At 34.9% G+C, this 18,573-nt stretch carries 17 protein-coding genes, 2 pseudogenes and 2 other annotated features; of the genes and pseudogenes, 13 read left to right on the plus strand and 6 right to left on the minus strand.

The window, feature by feature from the left end:
- Window positions 1-44 precede the first annotated feature (44 nt).
- The 3 genes and pseudogenes from LOK41_RS04990 to LOK41_RS05000 form a co-directional block, all read right to left on the minus strand.
- Window positions 45-383, minus strand: a complete 339-nt coding sequence (locus LOK41_RS04990) for an EamA family transporter (protein WP_241815523.1) — start codon at window positions 381-383, stop codon at window positions 45-47.
- The gene (locus LOK41_RS04995; RefSeq protein ID WP_174103433.1) at window positions 376-717 is read right to left on the minus strand and encodes an EamA family transporter; all 342 of its coding nucleotides are present in this window, start codon (window positions 715-717) and stop codon (window positions 376-378) included. Before LOK41_RS04995 ends, LOK41_RS04990 begins: the two co-directional genes overlap by 8 nt.
- A 284-nt stretch (window positions 718-1,001) precedes the next feature.
- Window positions 1,002-1,217, minus strand: a pseudogene (locus LOK41_RS05000) (LD-carboxypeptidase); the annotation flags it as partial.
- A 100-nt stretch (window positions 1,218-1,317) separates the two neighbouring features.
- On the opposite strand from LOK41_RS05000, the gene LOK41_RS05005 reads away from it, so the two are divergent.
- Both LOK41_RS05005 and LOK41_RS05010 read left to right on the plus strand, forming a co-directional pair.
- The gene (locus LOK41_RS05005; RefSeq protein ID WP_241815524.1) at window positions 1,318-2,301 is read left to right on the plus strand and encodes a D-alanyl-D-alanine carboxypeptidase family protein; all 984 of its coding nucleotides are present in this window, start codon (window positions 1,318-1,320) and stop codon (window positions 2,299-2,301) included.
- Between the two features lie 237 nt (window positions 2,302-2,538).
- A complete protein-coding gene (locus LOK41_RS05010) occupies window positions 2,539-3,138 on the plus strand; it encodes a nitroreductase family protein (RefSeq protein WP_241815525.1) in 600 nt (199 codons plus the stop codon).
- A 55-nt stretch (window positions 3,139-3,193) separates the two neighbouring features.
- Here LOK41_RS05010 and LOK41_RS05015 read toward each other — a convergent pair whose 3' ends face one another.
- Entirely contained in the window at window positions 3,194-3,376 is a 183-nt protein-coding gene (locus tag LOK41_RS05015) for a hypothetical protein (RefSeq protein ID WP_241815526.1), read from the minus strand.
- A 652-nt stretch (window positions 3,377-4,028) separates the two neighbouring features.
- Between LOK41_RS05015 and entFM the strand changes: the two genes are divergently transcribed.
- Window positions 4,029-5,330 (plus strand): enterotoxin EntFM, encoded by a 1,302-nt coding sequence (gene entFM, locus LOK41_RS05020; protein WP_241815527.1) that lies wholly within the window; start codon window positions 4,029-4,031, stop codon window positions 5,328-5,330.
- Between the two features lie 176 nt (window positions 5,331-5,506).
- Here the strand turns inward: entFM and LOK41_RS05025 are convergent, their stop codons facing one another.
- Window positions 5,507-6,271 (minus strand): alpha/beta fold hydrolase, encoded by a 765-nt coding sequence (locus LOK41_RS05025; protein WP_174103443.1) that lies wholly within the window; start codon window positions 6,269-6,271, stop codon window positions 5,507-5,509.
- A 315-nt stretch (window positions 6,272-6,586) separates the two neighbouring features.
- Here LOK41_RS05025 and LOK41_RS05030 point away from each other — a divergent pair, with 315 nt between their 5' ends.
- From LOK41_RS05030 to LOK41_RS05055, 6 genes and pseudogenes are all read left to right on the plus strand, one after another.
- The gene (locus LOK41_RS05030; RefSeq protein ID WP_241815528.1) at window positions 6,587-8,347 is read left to right on the plus strand and encodes an ABC transporter ATP-binding protein; all 1,761 of its coding nucleotides are present in this window, start codon (window positions 6,587-6,589) and stop codon (window positions 8,345-8,347) included.
- 292 nt (window positions 8,348-8,639) lie between these two features.
- Complete coding sequence (locus LOK41_RS05035; RefSeq protein ID WP_241815529.1) at window positions 8,640-9,359, plus strand: 3-ketoacyl-ACP reductase; 720 nt, start codon at window positions 8,640-8,642, stop codon at window positions 9,357-9,359.
- Window positions 9,360-9,495: 136 nt separating this feature from the next.
- Window positions 9,496-10,142 (plus strand): annotated as a pseudogene (locus LOK41_RS05040) (O-methyltransferase).
- Between the two features lie 162 nt (window positions 10,143-10,304).
- Entirely contained in the window at window positions 10,305-11,177 is an 873-nt protein-coding gene (locus LOK41_RS05045) for an aminoglycoside 6-adenylyltransferase (protein WP_241815530.1), read from the plus strand.
- A 125-nt stretch (window positions 11,178-11,302) separates the two neighbouring features.
- Window positions 11,303-12,148, plus strand: coding sequence for a peptidoglycan-N-acetylglucosamine deacetylase (locus LOK41_RS05050; RefSeq protein ID WP_241815531.1), 846 nt, complete (start codon window positions 11,303-11,305; stop codon window positions 12,146-12,148).
- A 175-nt stretch (window positions 12,149-12,323) separates the two neighbouring features.
- Window positions 12,324-12,665 (plus strand): SdpI family protein, encoded by a 342-nt coding sequence (locus tag LOK41_RS05055; protein ID WP_241815532.1) that lies wholly within the window; start codon window positions 12,324-12,326, stop codon window positions 12,663-12,665.
- Between the two features lie 164 nt (window positions 12,666-12,829).
- Here LOK41_RS05055 and LOK41_RS05060 read toward each other — a convergent pair whose 3' ends face one another.
- Window positions 12,830-13,435, minus strand: coding sequence for an NUDIX hydrolase (locus LOK41_RS05060; protein ID WP_241815533.1), 606 nt, complete (start codon window positions 13,433-13,435; stop codon window positions 12,830-12,832).
- An 87-nt stretch (window positions 13,436-13,522) separates the two neighbouring features.
- On the opposite strand from LOK41_RS05060, the gene LOK41_RS05065 reads away from it, so the two are divergent.
- The 4 genes from LOK41_RS05065 (at window position 13,523) to thrB (ending at window position 18,471) form a co-directional block, all read left to right on the plus strand.
- On the plus strand, window positions 13,523-14,161 hold the full coding sequence (locus LOK41_RS05065) for a pyridoxamine 5'-phosphate oxidase family protein (protein WP_241815534.1): 639 nt from the start codon (window positions 13,523-13,525) through the stop codon (window positions 14,159-14,161).
- Window positions 14,162-14,481: 320 nt separating this feature from the next.
- Window positions 14,482-14,717: a binding site (T-box leader), on the plus strand.
- Window positions 14,718-14,830: 113 nt separating this feature from the next.
- Window positions 14,831-15,064: a binding site (T-box leader), on the plus strand.
- A gap of 158 nt (window positions 15,065-15,222) precedes the next feature.
- Window positions 15,223-16,518 (plus strand): homoserine dehydrogenase, encoded by a 1,296-nt coding sequence (locus LOK41_RS05070; protein ID WP_241815535.1) that lies wholly within the window; start codon window positions 15,223-15,225, stop codon window positions 16,516-16,518.
- Window positions 16,511-17,569, plus strand: coding sequence for a threonine synthase (gene thrC / locus LOK41_RS05075; RefSeq protein WP_241815536.1), 1,059 nt, complete (start codon window positions 16,511-16,513; stop codon window positions 17,567-17,569). The genes LOK41_RS05070 and thrC overlap by 8 nt, the downstream gene beginning before the upstream one ends.
- On the plus strand, window positions 17,566-18,471 hold the full coding sequence (thrB, locus tag LOK41_RS05080; protein WP_241815537.1) for a homoserine kinase: 906 nt from the start codon (window positions 17,566-17,568) through the stop codon (window positions 18,469-18,471). The genes thrC and thrB overlap by 4 nt, the downstream gene beginning before the upstream one ends.
- Window positions 18,472-18,573 lie beyond the last annotated feature (102 nt).

The following is an 18,573-nucleotide window of genomic DNA, read 5'->3' on the forward strand; positions in this document are numbered from 1 at the left end:
TTATTTATAACGGACTTTTTTCTATACAATAAGGACGTATTTTCTTATTGTATGGAAAAGACAATAACCCCAATTACAATAATGATGTTACCGATAACTTTTCTTTTTGTAATTTTTTCACCTAGGAAATACCAACCAAACACTAAAATGATGAGATAACTTAGTGACTCTAATGCAGATGCTTGTTTTAATGATAAGCCTTTTAAAGCAATAACATTTAGCCCGGCGTTAATTACAAATAAAGAATAGCCAATAATAACATAAGGGTTTACATATTCTCTTAATTTGGAATCATATTCTTGTAGAGTTGCTTTTTTAAGTAAAATTTGTGAGTAATTGGCTAAAATTATACCGAAAATAAATAACAACATATAATTATTCATCTTTTGTCACCACCACAATTCCAACAATAATAATAGCTGCACCAAGTAAATGGTTCCACTTTATCGTATCGCCAAAAAAGAGGACAGACCACAGCATTGACCATAGTAGGATAATACCTCGGTGAGAGTATGCTCTAGATATTTCGAAATGTTTAATTACTTGTTGCCAAATAATTGCATAGCCAAATAAAAACACAACGAGTCCAAAGTAAGCAGCGAAAAATGAAATGGATGTGATTGGGAATTTAGCTGCCCATTTCATGTAAACCATGATGATAGAATATAGCAAGAAAGCTACATGTAAAAATACATAATTTTTAATATTTGGTTTCATATATTCACTCTCTTTTAGATATAAATACATCAATTTGAAAAGAATGTATTTCATCTATATTTTCTTATTACATGGAATGTACGTCGAAAAAATATAAAGTTGTGTAACGTGTATTCTTTGTCTAATTTTTCACATTCCAAGGTATATAGTACCATGACTGATGTTGCAAAACAATATAAGAAGAAGAGTGGCTTTTCGTATAAAAATCACTCTTCTTATATTCATCATGTGATTGTATTACATTATTAAAATGAAGAAATTCATAGAATCGTTAAACCACATATTTATTTCTTCCATTGTTTAATGATACTTACTCTTTTATTCGTGGCATCCATTTCCACTTGCACACCAATTGGCATTGTCATCGTTGGATGGGTATGGCAACAATCAAAGTTTGCTAGAAATAGCAATTTACGGTCCTTTAGCACTTCGAGTAATATTTCATATGGTTTTCGATTTGTACCGCAATCATTGAATTGCTCATGTTTTCCAAGAATGATTCTTGTAGATTCTTTCCTGTTTGACCTTGACGATTTAAAGGCATTGTTGTTATGGTTAAATTTGAAATTATAAATAGGTAGAGTAAAAGGAGATTTAGTGATGAAAAGGTTAGGGTGGGGAAGCATAACAATACTCTGTGCTATTATTTTGGGTACATGTTGGTTCTTTTTCCAGGGGAGTATTTTAGAAAAGAATGCGACAAATGTTTCCAAAGCAAAAGAAAAAATGACAATAGATGGTCCGCCTCTACAAGTAGCAGAGTTACCAAAAACAGGATTATCTGAAAAAGTAATCCCGCAAAAGTATACACCAGTGATTGAAGCAAAAGCCGCGATAATCATTGATGTGAGTGATGGACAAGTCATGTATAAAAATCATGAAGAAGATGTACTTGCCCCAGCGAGTATGTCAAAGATGATGACGGCATATATCCTTTTAGAAAATATACATAAAGGAAAGGTTCATTGGGAAGATCAAGTGAAAATAAGTGCTAAATCAGCACAAGCGGAGGGCGCTAGAATTCCAGTGCAAATGGGAGATGTAGTAACGGTGAAAGACTTATATCACGCGTTAATGATCCAATCTGCCAATAATTCTGCGGTTGCTTTAGCAGAACATATAGCAAAGACAGAACAAGATTTTGCAGGGCTTATGAATCAAACAGCGAAAAAACTGGAGTTGTCAGAAGCGACTAAGTTTGCAAATGCTTCTGGATTACAAGAAGCTGATGGAAGTGAAACAAAGATGACTGTAGCTGATGTAGCGAAGTTAGCGTATCATCTTGTAAAGGATTACCCAGAGATATTAGATGTTACACATTTACGTCAAAGTCAGCTAGCATTTAAAAGTACGATTGTTACAAATACCAATGAAATGTTAAATCCGGCTAATCAAGGATTATACATTGAAGGAATGGATGGACTGAAAACAGGCTTTACTGATAGTGCGGGTTATTGTTTTACAGGGACTGCAAAACAAGGTGATAAGCGAATCGTAACAGTGGTTATGGGTACAAAGAGTAAAATGAAACGTTTTACAGAAACACATAAATTAATGTCCTACGGATTTGAAATTGTTAAGTAGGTGAAGGAAAGCAGCTTGTTTAAAACTCGAATTGAGTGGATGATAAGCTGCTTTTTTTATATTAAAGGAATATAAAAGGTATCAAAAACAAAAACTGAAAAAGTATGAGTGTTATTGGTTGAAATTATTTTCCTTTGTAAATATAATAAAGTTATAAGCTTATTATTAATAAGTTGGAGGCGGAATATAGCATAATACATATTAGTAAGCCTCAAATAAAAATTGGAGGGAATTAGTATGGCAAAAGATTTTTATTCAGCGATTGAAGACAGAAGATCCATTTATGCAATTAGTAAAGAGCAAGTTGTTTCTGATGAGAAAATTCAAGAAGTAGTAAATCATGCCGTAAAGTATACACCTTCAGCTTTTAATTCTCAGAGTGCAAGAGTTGTTGTTTTATTAGGTGAACAACATGACAAACTGTGGAATATTACGAAAGAAACATTAAGAAAAATTGTGCCAGAAAATAATTTCGCACCAACTGAAGAAAAAATGAACGCATTTAGAAGTGGCTATGGAACAGTTTTATACTTTGAAGATAGTAAAGTAGTAGAAGATCTTCAAGAAAAGTTTGCGTTATATAAAGACAATTTCCCGACTTGGTCTCAGCAATCATCAGGAATGCTGCAATTTGCGATTTGGACAGCGTTAGAAATTGAAGGATTTGGTGCAACGCTGCAACATTATAATCCATTAATTGATAATGAAGTAAGAAAAGAATGGGATATTCCAGAATCTTGGAAGTTAATTGCACAAATGCCGTTTGGTAAACCAGTTGTAGCGGCAGGGGAAAAAGAGTTCCAGCCGTTAGAAACTCGAGTGAAAATTTATAAATAAAGTATAAAAAAGGATTATCAAAATTGATAATCCTTTTTTATATCTGTCATAGATTTTATAATTTATAAGGGTTTTCTTTTACAATTTCATCTCTTTGTTGTTTTATAGCCGCCTTTAATTCATTTTTTTTGATTTCGATGGCTGCTACTTTTTTGAATGTTAGTAAGGATAGTAAGTATACAAGTGCATAATGAAATTCTGTATAATGTTTTGAACTATTATTGATAATTTGCTCCATTAGTAACAATAAGCCTCCTGATATTTCGATGTATAAAGGTTATTTTATCAATTAAGTTCTACAAATACCATATTATCTAGTTCTTGTTTAGGCAATCCTTAAATAATACACAATATTTTTCCAAATAAGAAATAACGTTACAATGACAAATAATACTCGTACGTAAGATCACCTGTTTTTGATCGTGCAATTAGACTCAACGAAAGCCCCATTGGAAGACCATATACAAAGTTAACGACATCTCAAGTAAGAGAAATATAATCTTTTAGAATACTATTGAGTTGCTAAATGATTAAAATTTTGTAATGATAGAAGGGTGACTCATCAAGGGGAGCTTTTATCTGAGAGCGTTGATATGATTTAATAAGACAAGCAGATTTTTTATTTGTAGTGATATGATGAGGAGTAGAGTCTTCCATTTCATTTCGCGATAAAAAATAGGAAATGTTTTATTATAAAAACGTTGTCTTGGAAATGAAAGTTCACATGAAGTTCACACAAAATTCACGTCAATCATTTACAATTAACGACGTATGAAAAATAAAACCCTTGTCAAAAAATGGAATTTAATGCATATTTGATTTTGAGAATATTATAGATTATTAAGTTCGTTTTTTTAGAGGGTCTTAGGGAAAGGAAGTAAAAACAACTTATGAAGAAAGTACTAGCAGGCTTAGCAGCAGCATCTGTAGCTGGCGTAGCAGTTCCTGGAATGGATTCTGCTCATGCACAAGTGTCATCTGATGCACTGAAAGAAATCAATGGACAAACGCAAACTCAAACTCAAAAACAAACAATTGAAACAAAAGCAGTAGAAACAAATTCTGAACTAAAATACACAGTAACAGCTGATGTACTAAATGTTCGTTCAGGTGCTGGCACAGAGCATAACATTATTTCTAAAGTAACAGAAGGTCAAGTGCTACAAGTAACTGGTCAAGAAAATGGCTGGTTTAAAGTATCTGTAAATGGTCAAACAGGTTATGTAAGTGGAGACTTCGTAACTACTGGTGGAAAGAAAGAAACTGCTGTTCAACAAGGAACAGGTAATTATACAGTTAACGTTTCTTCACTTAACGTACGTACAGGTCCTAGCGCGTCTCATACTGTTTTAGGTTCTGTAAATAAAGGCCAAACAGTACAAGTTGTAGGTGAAGTACAGGATTGGTTTAAAATTAACCATAATGGTGGAACTGGATACATAAGCAAAGACTTCGTGACAAAAGGTGGTACAGCTGTATCTAACCAAACAGAGAAACCAGCTACTAACAATAATGTTACACTTCAAACTGGTGGATCATATGTGGTTAATACAGGTGCTTTAAAAGTACGTACAGGTCCAGCTACATATAACGCTGTAATTGGTGGCGTAACAAATGGTCAAACACTACAAGTTTCTGGTGTGGAAAATGGCTGGTACAAAATTAACCATAACGGCAGAACTGGTTATGTAAGTGCAGACTATGTGAAGTTTGTAAAAGGCGGTACTGCAAATGTAACTACGCCTTCTCGTCCAACTACTGGTGGTGAGCAAGGAAATGCACAAGTAGAAAAACCACAAACAGAAAAACCGTCAACGCCATCTGCGAACGGATCATCAATTGTGTCTATTGCACAATCACTAAATGGTTCACCATATACATGGGGTGGTACAACACCTGCTGGCTTTGACTGCAGTGGTTTCATTTACTATGTATTAAAACAAGCAGGTCACTCTGGTGGACGTCAAACTGTTGCTGGCTACTGGAGCAGCAAACAACATACTAGCAATCCACAACCAGGCGATCTAGTATACTTTAGCAATACTACTAATGCTGGTGGTATGACTCATATGGGTATTTACTTAGGAAATGGTCAGTTCATCAGTGCAGAAACTGAAAAAACTGGTGTGAGAGTTCAATCAGTAAGCAATCCTTACTGGAGTAAGCACCTAGCTGGTTATACAAAAGCATAATAAGAGAATTTAATTCTTCAATATTATAAGGAAAAGCTTTCTAGGAAACTAGAAAGCTTTTCTTATCTTTAGTTTTGCTTTTGTAAATATAAATGAATGATAGAAATGAAAAGGAGGGAAACACTTTTATAAATAAATGTTTCTCTCCTTTTCATTTTGTACGAATATATATATTTCTATTTTAAATCTCCGTGTAAAAAGCGAGAATATAAATCATGGAAATAGCTAGGGCGAAATAAATTTGCGGCATGTCCAGCTAGTGGGATTTCTCTGTATAATACATTTGGTAGAATAGATTTTAAGTCAAATAGACAAGATTTGTAGAGGTGATCGTGCTCTCCCATTACCCATAGAATAGGTTGCGACAGCTCTTTTAAACGAGATTTTAAATCAAATTCTAAACGGTGCTTGAGCGATTCAACAATAATGGACGAGTGCAGTTGTAAGCCAAAGCGATAATAAATGTTTTTTGAAATGACTGCAAAAGGATTTGCTTTTAATATTCCGCTTGGGAAAATTGTATTTGCATATTGATACAGCCAAGTAGAATAGTCATGTTCTCTTTTATCCCAAAACTTTCGAAAAACATTATATAAAAGGGATGGATTATTATAATGTCCACCAATATGACAAAGGCTTAATACTTTTTCTGGATATTTGTGTGCAAATATAGTAGCGATATAGCAACCATAGCTTAGGGCACAAATATGAGCTTGCTGAATTCCTTCTTTTTCATAAAGGTCGGATAGCTGTTGTACTAATCGGTCTAAAGAAAATTCGATTGCTTGTCCTTTGTCTTCACCATGTCCTAGTAAGTCATACGTTATTATATTGTAGGAAGAAGAAAATCGTTTATATTCCTTTTTAAAGGCACGACGATTTCCAACTAATCCGTGAATGAATATAATGGTTTTCTTTTCGGGATTCTTGTTTGTTTGCAAAGGGATACTCCTCTCAATCAATGAAGGTTTGTAAGGTTTGTCTAATATTCCTACAAAAGTAGGTTGTAAAAATACATGTTATATATATTTGAATCAGTATTGTATAATTCCTTTTGTTGAAACGAAAGAATACTCCTTTTTATAAGTACCAGGTAATAATATCAGATTATTATACTTGTTGTAAAGATGAGATTTGATGTGTTTTATTACCAAATAAGAGAATGAATGATTAGACTGTTTACATTCAGTTTACATTCATATCGTATGCTAATATTAGAAATAACAGTTTGGTTTGAAATGAGGAGATGAATAGGAATGGAAATACACAATAAAGAGAAGAAAAAGGGAAGTTGGAGGAATTTTATACGCCTCATTCAAGATACGCATCCCCAAAAAAGTATTTTTATTTTTGCATTAGTAATGAGCTTGTTTTCAACAGGAGCAAGTTTGTTTATTCCAATGCTTACAAAAGGGTTAGTTGATAATTTTTCGATTTCCTCAATCAGTACAATGCAAATTGTTGGCTTAGTTACATTTTTTGTAGTTCAAACAATCGCGTCAGGGTTATCCATTTATTTACTCAATTATATTGGGCAAAAAATTGTAGCTGGAATTAGAGAACGACTATGGAAAAAGGTTTTGATTTTACCTGTTTCTTACTATGACCAAAACAGAACAGGTGAAACAATTAGCCGTATGACAAACGATACAGGTGTTGTAAGAACGTTAATATCAGAGCACCTGTCTAGCTTATTAACGGGTGGTATTTCTATTGTTGGATCGTTAATTGTATTGTTTGTTTTAGATTGGAAAATGACAGTCCTACTATTAACTGTTATTCCGTTATCTGTATTGATTTTAGTACCACTTGGAAGAATGATGTATAAAATTTCTAAAACGTTGCAAGATGAGACAGCTTCCTTTACAAGTGTGTTAAACCAAGTGTTATCGGAAATACGTTTGGTGAAATCTTCAAATACAGAATCTAGAGAATATGAAAGTGGTAACAAAGGAATTCAAAAGTTATTACAATTTGGTTTGAAAGAAGGAAAAGTTCAGGCTCTTATTACACCAGTTATGTCATTTGTTTTAATGGCGTTACTTGTTATTATTGTAGGATATGGTGGAATGCGTGTTTCTAGTGGTGCACTAACAACGGGAGAACTTGTAGCATTTATTCTATATTTAGTGCAAATTATTATGCCAATGAGTCAACTTTCTATGTTCTTTACACAATTTCAAAAGGCAATTGGTGCAACAGAACGTATTCATACTATTTTAGAATATGAAGTTGAAAATCATATAGATGGTATTCAGGTAACGAATGCAAAGCAATCCATTTTGATTGAAAATGTAGATTTTGAGTATAACGAAGACGAAAAGGTACTACAAAATATTCATTTCACCATTGAATCAGGAAAAGTAACTGCAATTGTAGGACCTAGTGGTAGTGGGAAAACGACATTGTTTTCTTTATTAGAACGCTTTTATGAACCAACAAGTGGTGTAATAAAGTTAGGAAAAGACCCTATTTCAACATACTCATTACAATCATGGAGACGTCAAATTGGATATGTATCACAAGATAGTCCGTTAATTGATGGGACAATCCGAGATAATATTTGCTACGGAGTTGAAGGGGGTGTAAGTGACGAAGAAATACAGCGTGTATCAACGATGGCATATGTCGATGCGTTTATTGATGATTTACCGAAAGGATATGATACGGAAGTCGGGGAACGTGGTGTGAAATTATCTGGGGGCCAAAGACAACGAATTGCAATTGCTCGTGCGTTGCTCCGCAATCCTCAAATTTTAATGTTAGATGAAGCGACGTCCAGTCTTGATAGTAAATCGGAATCTGTTGTTCAAAAAGCGTTAAATAACTTAATGAAAGGCAGAACAACTTTAGTAATTGCACACCGACTTTCTACTGTTGTAGATGCAGACAAAATTATCTTTATTGAAAAAGGAAAACTTACAGGAAGTGGCTCTCACGATGAATTGTTACGTTCTCATGATATGTACCGAGAATTTGCAACGCAGCAATTGAAAATTAAAGAGGGAGCGCTATAAAACGATTGTAGTATTGGGTTTTGAAGCAGTGGAGATTTTCTTTAACTTCACTGCTTATTCATCATTATAACTGGCATGATGAAAGGAGAGAGGTGATGGTTTGATGCCGAGAATTTTAAAGGATACGTTATCCAAAACTAGTTACATAGATAATTTGTGAATTGTACATTGAACACAATAGTTACTTACAAGTAACCTACGCACATCAAAGTGCATAATTGCATTTCAGACTAAATACAGATAGAATTCATGATAGAAGAAAGCAATTTAGAGTGATTGAGGAGTGTTATATTTGGCAGAATTATTACAAGGGAAAAATGCATTAATTACAGGAGCAGGAAGAGGAATTGGCCGTGCTGTAGCAATTGCTTTAGCAAAAGAAGGTGTAAATGTTGGTCTTTTAGCGCGCTCTGAAGAAAATTTAAAAGCAGTTGCGAAAGAAGTGGAAGCTGAAGGCGTGAAAGCTGTTATAGCTACTGCTGATGTATCTTCATATGAAGAAGTTACTACTGCTATTGAAACATTAAAAAGCGGATTAGGTTCTATTGATATTTTAATTAATAATGCAGGTATTTCTAAGTTCGGAAAATTTTTAGAACTAGATGTTGCTGATTGGGGAAAAATTATCCAAGTCAACTTAATGGGTGTATACTATGCAACTCGCGCTGCATTACCAAGTATGATTGAACAACAGTCTGGTGACATCATTAACATCTCATCTACAGCAGGACAAAAAGGTGCACCGGTAACAAGTGCATACAGTGCTTCAAAATTTGGTGTTCTTGGATTAACAGAATCGTTAGCGATGGAAGTACGCAAACACAACATTCGTGTAACAGCTTTAACACCAAGTACAGTTGCGACGGATATGGCAGTAGATCTAGGATTAACGGATGGTAATCCAGATAAAGTTATGCAAGCAGAAGATATTGCAGAGTTTATCGTAGCACAGCTGAAATTAAATAAACGTACATTTATTAAATCTGCTGGGCTTTGGTCTACTAATCCGTAAGAAATAAAAAAGATTTGGTTTAAAGCCAAATCTTTTTTTATTTCTTTTTGATTCTGAATTTTATGTATAATAGGAGTGAAAGTTATTGAAGTATGATTCCATACAATTCGAAGGGAATGGTATTTACGTGAAACATATGGATATATGGACAGCTGTTGATGAGTATATTACAGATTTACTAGTACCAAAGAGGTGCTTCAAGTGAATGCTGCAGCTGATTTGCCAGCACATGATGTTTCAATAACGCAAGGGAAGTTCTTACAATTACTTGTGAAAATCCAAAAGGCACGGAACATTTTAGAGATTGGTACTTTAGGGGGATATAGCACCATATGGCTTGCAAGAGCATTACCAACAGATGGTCGACTTATTTCGCTTGAAGTAAATGAAAAACACGCTGAGGTTGCTCGTGCTAACATAAGGCGAGCTAATTTGGAAGATGTGGTTCATGTTCGCACGGGGATGGCGATAGATTCGTTACAACAAATTGCTAATGAAGATTATGAGCCATTTGACCTGATTTTTATTGATGCGGATAAACAAAACAATCCTACATACTTTGAATGGGCTCTAAAACTTTCAAAGCCGGGTAGTTTAATTATTGGAGATAATGTAGTGCGCGAAGGGGAAGTGATTGATGCTTCAAGTGATGACCAGCGCGTGCAAGGAATACGTCGTTTTTATGAGTTAATAGCTAATGAACCACGTGTTACTGCCACAGCAATTCAAACAGTAGGAAGTAAAGGATATGATGGATTTGTAATGACGCTTGTAACAGAGTGATAAAATTTAAATGGCGGCTATAGATCTAGTAGACTAGGAGGAGAAAAAATGAAGAAAATATTTGATATGTTATAATGTGTATGGAATACAGGAAATCCTTCTCGTGCTCCTCCGAAATGAATAGAGTACAGTGGAATAATAAAATTTGGAGGTTATAAAAATATGAGAAGCGAAAAAGAAATGATGGATTTAATATTAAATACAGCGAGAGATGATGAACGGATTCGTGCAGTTATTATGAATGGCTCTCGTGTGAATCCAAATGTGAAGAAAGATTGTTTTCAAGATTACGATATTATATATGTGGTGAAAGGTATAAGGTCATTCACATCTGATCACAGCTGGGTTAATAGATTTGGAGAAAGAATGATTGTACAAATGCCAGAAGAAAGCACTTTAATTCCACCCGAAGAGGATGGAAGATTTCCTTATTTGATGCAGTTTATAGACGGGAATCGAATCGATTTGACTTTAGTTCCAGTAGAATTAGTAAATGAACTTCTTGATAGAGATAGCTTAAGTGTACTTCTTCTGGATAAAGATGGATGTATTGAACCGTTCTCACCAGCAAGTGATTCAGATTATCTTATAACTAGGCCAAGTGAAAAAGAATTTGCAGATTGCTGTAATGAGTTTTGGTGGTGTAGTACCAATGTTGCCAAAGGGCTGTGGAGAGAAGAACTACCTTATGTAAAAGAGATGCTTGAAGGTCCTGTGCGAGATATGCTGGTGCAGATGCTAGAGTGGCATATTGGGGTGAAGACAAATTTTACAGTAAGCGCTGGAAAGTTTGGGAAGTATTTTGAAAAATACCTTGAGCAGGACGTGTGGAAACAATATGTGGAGACTTTTTCAAATGCGGAGTATGAAAACATTTGGAAGTCTGTCTTTGTAATGGGGAATTTATTTAGAGAAACTGCAATCGGGATTGCTAGCTATTTTAGTTACAAATATCCACAAATTGATGATGATAGAGTGACAAGCTATTTAGAGTATGTGAAGTCTTTACCGAGAGATAGTCAAAAAATTTATTAAGTGTTTAGATAGAAGGGAAATAAGATCGTTCCAAAGGTGGGACGGTCTTATTTCTGTTTGTGAATATGGACCTTTCTAACAAAATTTGAATGAACGACATATAAAATATAAGGGAGATTTTTATCATGTACTACTTATATCCATCCGAAATGTTTAGTCCTTTTCAGTGGAATCTAGAACGTAATATCCCTTTTTATACTTCGTATTCTTATATACCGTATTCAGATCCTTTTTATTATCAAAATTATCCTAGTTCGATTCATAATTTATCAAATGTTGATTTAGGTAACGAAGTGCAAAGTGGGGAGGAGGCTCGAGGCTCTTGGACTCCGTTTTCATGGGTTGAAAAATATGCTTATGCGTTTTCAGGACCATTTAATAAAGCTGAGGTTGCTCTTACATTTGATGATGGGCCAGACCTTGTATTTACCCCGCAAATATTAGATAAGCTAAAAAGTTATGGTGTGAAAGGTACTTTTTTTCTTCTAGGTGAAAATGCAGAAAGGTATCCTGATGTAGTAAAGCGAATTGCGAATGAGGGCCATATTATTGGGAATCATTCGTACAATCATCCCAATTTAGCTAAAGTGAGTGATGAAGAATACCGGAACCAAATTGTAAAAACAGAAGAGACATTGAAGAGATTGGTGGGGTATGCGCCAAAGTTTATACGTCCACCTTATGGTGAAATACTTGAAAAACAGTTGGGATGGGCGACAGAGCAAAACTTTATGATTGTACAGTGGAGTGTAGATACAGTTGATTGGAAAGGTGTAAGTGCAGAGCAGATTACAAATACTGTATTAGGAAATGCGTTTCCGGGAAGTGTTATATTACAACACTCTACCCCAAGAGCGAACTTGCAAGGATCCGTAGACTCATTAGATCGAATTATTCCTCAACTGAAAGCAAAAGGGTCACGATTTGTGACGCTTCCTAGCATGTTTCAAACGTCGAAACAGAGGAAGTAAATATAAAACAATAAGATTAGGTAATGAACATAAAATACTGTATTCAGTTTGTACATCATTTAAACAAGAGTGGTGTATTTTTTTGTTGTGGAAAATATAGGGTTGTAATTAATCTTTATTGTATAATAAAGATGTGTATTGAAAAATAGGTGTGTGGATGTGAGAGGGGGATAAGATGACATATGCACTTGTAAATATAGGGATGAGCATGTTAATCGGTATTATATTTATACTAACTGCACTCATATTGCAAAAAAATCCACCAACAGATATTAACGCAGTATACGGGTATCGAACAAAGCGCTCAATGAAAAATAAAGATCTATGGAATGCTGGAAATCGATATAGTGCTGAAGTTATGAAACAAAATGGTGTTTTTATGATTTTAGTAGGGAGCGCAATTGGATTGCTATTTAAATATACGCATACAACGATTGTAATCTTAAGTCTTATGATTATATTAATCATTCATATGTTTGTAAAGGTAGAGAAGAAATTAAAGACACTAGAGGAATAATAAATTGTATTTGCCCCGCATTAACGGGCAGTAAGACTCCCACCTCAAAGTTCAGCAAAAGCAAAGACGTTAGGTGGGGAAATTAACTGCTCGTAAAAGCCCAACTGGTGAGGGCTAATTGAAGTTTTACTTTACCAATCCTTGATAATTTAAACTTAAAAAAACTATTTTTTTAGCATAGTGTGTCCTTTTTCCACAACAAATTCATAGTATTCAAGTTCATATGGGTAGATATCTTCGAATGTTATTGTAATCGGTTTAGCGTTTTTGTTTACAACTGGAATTCCTGTTGTAGAGGAAATTTCCCCTTTTAACAGTTGTAAGAAAGAAGTTGCATTTACTTTCATTACATTTTCAACTTCATCACCTGGTGCAAAAGGAAGTGATTTTGTAACAGCGTGAAAATACATATGACACATTTCACGGTCAATGAAGTGTGGGGTTTCGTGATTGATTTTAAAAATGCCTTTGTATTCTAAATCAGTAGCTTGAAAGGAGAACCCTAATTCCTCTTCTACTTCACGAAGACCACCTATTCGTACATCTTCACCATACATAATATGTCCAGCAGATGTAATATCCCATTTTCCTGGGAAATCTTTCTTGTTTTTAGCTCGTAATTGGAAGTATAACAACATGTCTTCGTTTTCTTTTTCCACAAACCAGCAATGGAATGTTTCATGCCAATCACCGTCACGATGTACATCATCACGTAGCTTTTTTCCAATTTTGTTTCCTTCTGTATCAAATATCGTTAACCATTCTGTCATTTATATTCCCCTTTCTATATAGTTTAGTATACAATGATTGTATGTAATTTTGGGAAAATAAAGAAAAATAAAAGGGGTGTATATTGAATGGGACTGGAGGAAACAAAAGTCAATTCTTTCATTTCAACGGAAGAAGAATTACGTCTTATTTTAGGGTATCCAAGTGAGCGTGCGGTGAAGAAAGTGATTCCATCTCTTGATTATCATTGTCGTGATTTTTTATCTAAATCGCCATTTCTTGTAATATCTACTTCAGATCAGTTTGGACATTGTGATGCTTCACCAAGAGGAGATGCACCTGGATTTGTATATGTTTTAAATGAAAATCAAATTGTAATTCCGGAAAGGCCGGGGAATCGCCGAGTAGATTCGATTCTTAATATTTTATCTAATCCAAAGGTGGGGCTTATCTTTCTTATTCCAGGGCTTGGAGAATCATTACGAATGAATGGGCGTGCAGCTATTACAAACGATGAAAAAATTTTAGAAAAGATGCAAGTAAATGGTCGTAGTCCGTTGCTGGGTATTGTTGTGGAAGTGGAAGAATGTTTTATTCATTGTGCAAAAGCTTTTATAAGGTCTAAGTTATGGAACCCAGATTCTTGGTTAGAAAAAGAAGCATTACCATCAGCGGCAAAAATGCTTGTTGATCATGCCAAAGTGAACGCAAATGAAGAAGAAGTCGCACGCTCATTAGAAGAAAGTTATACAAAAAGATTGTATTAAAAATTTCGGATACTACATGGGTTGATAAAATATATAGATATAATTAATGTTTTAGAGATTTAAAGGGTGTTTGCTTTATTAGGGAGCAGTGTTTCAACCTGGAATTATGGTTATTTTAGTTGATGATTTTATGTGAATTCTATTTTTAAAAGAGAAGTATACAGATTTAATTATTTTTTAGTAGTCTGAATTACTATCTTAAAATAAAATATAAAAGTGTAATTATCTTGTGGAGAAAAGAATATATAAATGTCTTTCTTAAAAACGGGCTTGCTTTTTTGAATTGTCGTAATTATAATAATTTAACAAATAGACATGAACGAAAAGTAATGATAAGGACACGAGATTATTTTTACGGTTTACAGAGAGGGAAGCCAAAGGCTGTGAGCTTCCTAACACGAGAAATAATCTTACCACCTTTGAACTCCGGTAGTGAACGAGTAATCTAGTAATTATTGGCGGTCTCAGCCGTTACCTGATCTTGAGCAATCCAAAATGAGTGGTATATTTGGATTGGAACAAGGGTGGAACCACGAAAAACACATTCGTCCCTTTACTAGGGATGAGTGTGTTTTTTTATGGAATTCAATTTTGAAGATTTAGAAAAATAAAAATACTTCTTGATTTTGTAGCTTATGTGCGTATAATGAATAAACAAATAGACATGAACGAAAAGTAATGATAAGGACATGAGATTATTTTTACGGTTTACAGAGAGGGAAGCCAAGGGCTGTGAGCTTCCTAACACGAGAAATAATCTTACCACCTTTGAACTCCGGTAGTGAACGAGTAATCTAGTAATTATTGGCGGTCTCAGCCGTTATCTGAACTTGAGCAATTCAAAATGAAAGTATATTTGAATTGGAACAAGGGTGGAACCACGAAAACACATTCGTCCCTTTTTTAGGGATGAGTGTGTTTTTTTTTATAAAATTTATTGCTGAATTGAAAGGAGGTGCGGTTGGAGTGAAACAATTGATTCGAACGAGAACCACCATTGACTGCGCAAATAGGAAAAAGTTAATTATCAAGTATTTTAAAAAATAGGAGGAGATTTAAAAATGGGAAATGTAATACATATTGGAGTATTAGGGCTTGGAACTGTAGGGAGCGGTGTCGTTCATATTTTGGAAGATCACAAGGAGAAAATTAGTCTTGATACAGGATATAAAGTAAAAGTAAAAGCGGTGGCAGTACGTGATGTGGAAAAAGAACGTGATGTTTCAATTGATGGAATAAGGATAACAAGTGATGCAAATGAAATTTTAGAAGATCCCAATATTGATATCGTAGTAGAAGTGATGGGCGGAATTCAAGAAGCAAAACAGGCTATTGTCAGGGCGTTACGTAATAAAAAACATGTCGTAACTGCAAACAAAGATTTAATGGCTGTATATGGGAATGAATTATTAAAATTAGCAAATGAAAATGGCTGTCAGTTGTATTATGAAGCAAGCGTAGCTGGAGGAATTCCAATTTTAAGAGGACTAGCAGACGGCTTAGCTTCTGATCATATTGAAAAGATTATGGGAATTGTAAATGGTACAACAAATTATATATTAACAAAAATGAGTCAAAATGGCTGGTCATATGAACAGGCACTACAAGAAGCGCAAAAGTTAGGCTTTGCAGAATCAGATCCGTCAGCAGATGTAGATGGACTAGATGCTGCGCGAAAGGTGGCTATTCTAGCAAACTTAGGATTTTCGATGAATGTTTCTTTAGATGATGTACGTGTTCGAGGTATTCGAAATGTAGAAAAAGAAGATTTAGAAATGGCTAAGAAATTAGGTTTTACTATGAAACTGGTTGGGAAAGCAGAGAAGCAAGGTTCGGCTATTAACTTAAGTGTAGCGCCTACTTTATTACCGAGCCATCACCCACTATCTAATGTGAACAACGAATTTAACGCTGTATATGTACACGGTCATGCTGTTGGAGAAGTGATGTTTTATGGACCAGGGGCTGGGAAATTACCAACAGGATCTGCAGTAGTAAGTGATATTATTTCAATCGTTAAAAATATGAATCAAGTAATGAAAAGTCAAGATGTACGAAAAGAGTCAGTACCTTATACATTAAAACAAGATGAAGAAGTTGTTTCGAAATACTTTTTACGTATTTTACTATGGGATGAACCAGGAATGTTTCAAAAAATCACAGAATGTTTTGTTAATGAGTCGATTAGCCTAGAAGAAATTATGCAATTACCACTAAATCAAGAGCTTGCGGAAATTGTAATTGTGACTCATCAAACTTCAAAATATCAGTTTGAAAAAGTTTTAGCGTCAATAGAGAGTGTAGCGAATGAAATAAAGAGTTATTACGCTATTGAGGAGGAGAAACAATATGTATAAAGGATTATTAAAGCAATACGCTTCTTATTTACCAGTGAATGATCACACACCAGATGTCAGCTTGATGGAAGGAAATACACCACTTATTCCACTTCTAAATATTTCTAAAGAATTAGGAATTCATTTATATGGAAAATATGAAGGTGCTAATCCAACAGGATCCTTTAAAGATAGAGGAATGGTAATGGCTGTAGCGAAGGCAAAAGAAGAAGGATCACAAGCAATCATTTGTGCTTCAACAGGAAATACATCAGCATCGGCAGCGGCATATGCCGCTCGCCTTGGGATGAAGTGTATTATTGTTATACCAGAAGGGAAAATTGCTCACGGAAAGTTAGCGCAAGCAGTCGCATATGGAGCAGAGATTATTTCAATAGAAGGAAACTTTGATGATGCACTTCGAGCTGTACGCCAAATCGCGGCAGAAGAGCCGATTACATTAGTAAACTCGGTGAATCCATATCGAATTGAAGGTCAAAAAACAGCTGCGTTTGAAATTTGTGATCAGTTGCAAAAAGCACCAGATGTTCTTGCTATTCCAGTTGGAAATGCTGGAAATATTACAGCGTATTGGAAAGGTTTTTGTGAGTATGAAAAAGAGAAGGGATTTAAAAAGCCAAGAATTCATGGTTTTGAAGCAGAGGGAGCAGCTGCAATTGTTAAAGGTCACGTCATTGATTCACCAGAAACAGTCGCAACTGCGATTCGCATTGGTAATCCAGCAAGCTGGTCATATGCTGTAGAAGCAGCGGAACAATCAAATGGTGAAATTGATATGGTGACAGATGAAGAAATCTTACATGCTTATCGTTTGTTAGCGAAAACAGAGGGAGTTTTCGCAGAACCAGGGTCAAATGCTTCTTTGGCAGGTGTAATCAAACATGTTCAAGCAGGAAAGATTCGTAAGGGAGAGACAGTTGTTGCTGTGTTAACAGGAAATGGTTTAAAAGATCCTGACATTGCCATTGCTTCTAATCATTTGGAGATTGCAAGTGTTTCAAATGATATGGAACAAATAAAAGAACATATTAAAGGAGTGATTGTTTCGTGATTCCATTTAAAGTTCGTGTTCCAGCTAGTACAGCAAATGTAGGTCCTGGTTTCGACTCTGTTGGAATAGCGTTATCATTATATTTAGAAGTAGCTGTGAAAGAAAAATCAACTCATTGGCATGTTGCACATTCATTTGATTCTTCAATCCCGAATGATGAAAGAAATTTAATTGTAAGTACGGCACTTAAAGTATGTCCTTCTTTATCTCCGCATATAATAGAAGCTACTAGTAATATTCCACTCGCGCGAGGATTAGGTAGTAGTGCATCAGCCATTGTAGCGGGAATAGAACTTGCAAATCAACTTGGGGAATTACATTTAACAACAGATGAAAAGATTCACCTTGCTACGAATTTCGAGGGGCACCCTGATAATGTAGCTGCTTCTATTTTAGGAGGTACTGTTATTGGAGCGATAGATGGGGATCATGTATCTGTTGTTAGAATAGAGAGTAAAGAATTAGGTGTAATCTCTCTTATTCCTGATGAAGAATTAAATACAAATAAAAGTCGTTCTGTATTACCAGAGACATTTCATTTTCATGATGCAGTTCGTGCTAGCGCGGTAAGTAACGTATTAGTGGCAGCTTTATGCCAAAAGAAATGGGGAATTGTTGGTGAAATGATGGAAAGGGATCTGTTTCATGAACCATATCGTTCAAAGCTTATTCCTTTATTACCAGAAATCCGCCAGTATGCAAAAAAAATTGGAGCATATGGAACTTCGCTTAGTGGTGCTGGACCAGCAGTTTTTATTCTGACTCCCTATGAAAAACGTCAGGAAATTGCTGTGCAATTAGCAAAAGTATTTCCGGCTATGCAAGCTTGTCAGTTAGAAATTAATCATGAAGGAACGGTTGTGAAAAGAGAGGAAAGTGCAGGTTTATCAGTGAGAAAATAAAGTACGAAAGCAAAAGGGTACAGACTTAATCTAAAAGATTAAGTCTGTACCCTTTTGCTATGCTCATTGGAATACTGGAGCTTTTTATAATGAATCATGTTC

Origin of the sequence: Bacillus sp. TL12 (assembly GCF_022625245.1) — a bacterium.
Taxonomy (GTDB): Bacteria; Bacillota; Bacilli; order Bacillales; family Bacillaceae_G; genus Bacillus_A.

Bases quoted from the DNA above. Each gene is read 5' to 3' on its own strand.
- LOK41_RS04990 (WP_241815523.1), bottom strand. From the start codon at position 383: ATGAATAATTATATGTTGTTATTTATTTTCGGTATAATTTTAGCCAAT.
- LOK41_RS04995 (WP_174103433.1), bottom strand. From the start codon at position 717: ATGAAACCAAATATTAAAAATTATGTATTTTTACATGTAGCTTTCTTG.
- LOK41_RS05005 (WP_241815524.1), top strand. From the start codon at position 1,318: ATGAAAAGGTTAGGGTGGGGAAGCATAACAATACTCTGTGCTATTATT.
- LOK41_RS05010 (WP_241815525.1), top strand. From the start codon at position 2,539: ATGGCAAAAGATTTTTATTCAGCGATTGAAGACAGAAGATCCATTTAT.
- LOK41_RS05015 (WP_241815526.1), bottom strand. From the start codon at position 3,376: ATGGAGCAAATTATCAATAATAGTTCAAAACATTATACAGAATTTCAT.
- entFM (WP_241815527.1), top strand. From the start codon at position 4,029: ATGAAGAAAGTACTAGCAGGCTTAGCAGCAGCATCTGTAGCTGGCGTA.
- LOK41_RS05030 (WP_241815528.1), top strand. From the start codon at position 6,587: ATGGAAATACACAATAAAGAGAAGAAAAAGGGAAGTTGGAGGAATTTT.
- LOK41_RS05045 (WP_241815530.1), top strand. From the start codon at position 10,305: ATGAGAAGCGAAAAAGAAATGATGGATTTAATATTAAATACAGCGAGA.
- LOK41_RS05050 (WP_241815531.1), top strand. From the start codon at position 11,303: ATGTACTACTTATATCCATCCGAAATGTTTAGTCCTTTTCAGTGGAAT.
- LOK41_RS05055 (WP_241815532.1), top strand. From the start codon at position 12,324: ATGACATATGCACTTGTAAATATAGGGATGAGCATGTTAATCGGTATT.
- LOK41_RS05060 (WP_241815533.1), bottom strand. From the start codon at position 13,435: ATGACAGAATGGTTAACGATATTTGATACAGAAGGAAACAAAATTGGA.
- LOK41_RS05065 (WP_241815534.1), top strand. From the start codon at position 13,523: ATGGGACTGGAGGAAACAAAAGTCAATTCTTTCATTTCAACGGAAGAA.
- LOK41_RS05070 (WP_241815535.1), top strand. From the start codon at position 15,223: ATGGGAAATGTAATACATATTGGAGTATTAGGGCTTGGAACTGTAGGG.
- thrC (WP_241815536.1), top strand. From the start codon at position 16,511: ATGTATAAAGGATTATTAAAGCAATACGCTTCTTATTTACCAGTGAAT.